The sequence below is a fragment of the Paenibacillus harenae genome (assembly GCF_030812415.1).
GTDB lineage: Bacteria > Bacillota > Bacilli > Paenibacillales > Paenibacillaceae > Pristimantibacillus > Pristimantibacillus harenae_A.
On record NZ_JAUSST010000021.1, the window covers coordinates 1 to 1,272 of the forward strand.

General features: G+C 55.3%; 1 rRNA gene. It reads left to right on the forward strand.

The features are described from left to right. A 23S ribosomal RNA gene (locus tag J2T14_RS30760) occupies positions 1 to 1,272 on the forward strand; the annotation flags it as partial.

Sequence of the window (1,272 nt, forward strand, 5' to 3'; positions counted from 1 at the left end):
AGAAAAGCCTCTAGTGAGATCTAGGTGCCCGTACCGCAAACCGACACAGGTAGGCGAGCAGAGCATGCTAAGGCGCGCGGAAGAACTCTCGTTAAGGAACTCGGCAAAATGACCCCGTAACTTCGGGAGAAGGGGTGCCTCGGTAGGGTGAATAGCCCGAGGGGGCCGCAGTGAAAAGGCCCAAGCGACTGTTTAGCAAAAACACAGGTCTGTGCGAAGCCGTAAGGCGAAGTATACGGGCTGACGCCTGCCCGGTGCTGGAAGGTTAAGGGGAGCGGTTAGGAGCAATCCGAAGCTGTGAACCGAAGCCCCAGTAAACGGCGGCCGTAACTATAACGGTCCTAAGGTAGCGAAATTCCTTGTCAGGTAAATTCTGACCCGCACGAATGGCGTAACGACTTGGGCGCTGTCTCAACGAGAGATCCGGTGAAATTTTAATACCTGTGAAGATGCAGGTTACCCGCGACAAGACGGAAAGACCCCATGGAGCTTTACTGCAGCTTGATATTGGACTTTGGTACGATCTGTACAGGATAGGTGGGAGCCATTGAAGCATGAGCGCCAGCTTGTGTGGAGGCGACGTTGGGATACCACCCTGATCGTATCGGAGTTCTAACCTGCTACCGTGAAACCGGTAGAGGGACCGTGTCAGGCGGGCAGTTTGACTGGGGCGGTCGCCTCCTAAAATGTAACGGAGGCGCCCAAAGGTTCCCTCAGAATGGTTGGAAATCATTCGAAGAGTGCAAAGGCATAAGGGAGCTTGACTGCGAGACCTACAAGTCGAGCAGGGACGAAAGTCGGGCTTAGTGATCCGGTGGTACCGAATGGAAGGGCCATCGCTCAACGGATAAAAGCTACCCTGGGGATAACAGGCTTATCTCCCCCAAGAGTCCACATCGACGGGGAGGTTTGGCACCTCGATGTCGGCTCATCGCATCCTGGGGCTGAAGTAGGTCCCAAGGGTTGGGCTGTTCGCCCATTAAAGCGGTACGCGAGCTGGGTTCAGAACGTCGTGAGACAGTTCGGTCCCTATCTGTCGCGGGCGCAGGAAATTTGAGAGGAGCTGTCCTTAGTACGAGAGGACCGGGATGGACGTACCGCTGGTGTACCAGTTGTTCCGCCAGGAGCACCGCTGGGTAGCCAAGTACGGACGGGATAAGCGCTGAAAGCATCTAAGCGTGAAGCCCCCCTCAAGATGAGATTTCCCAGTATGTAAGACCCCTTGAAGACGACGAGGTTGATAGGTTCGGGGTGGAAGCACAGCAATGTGTG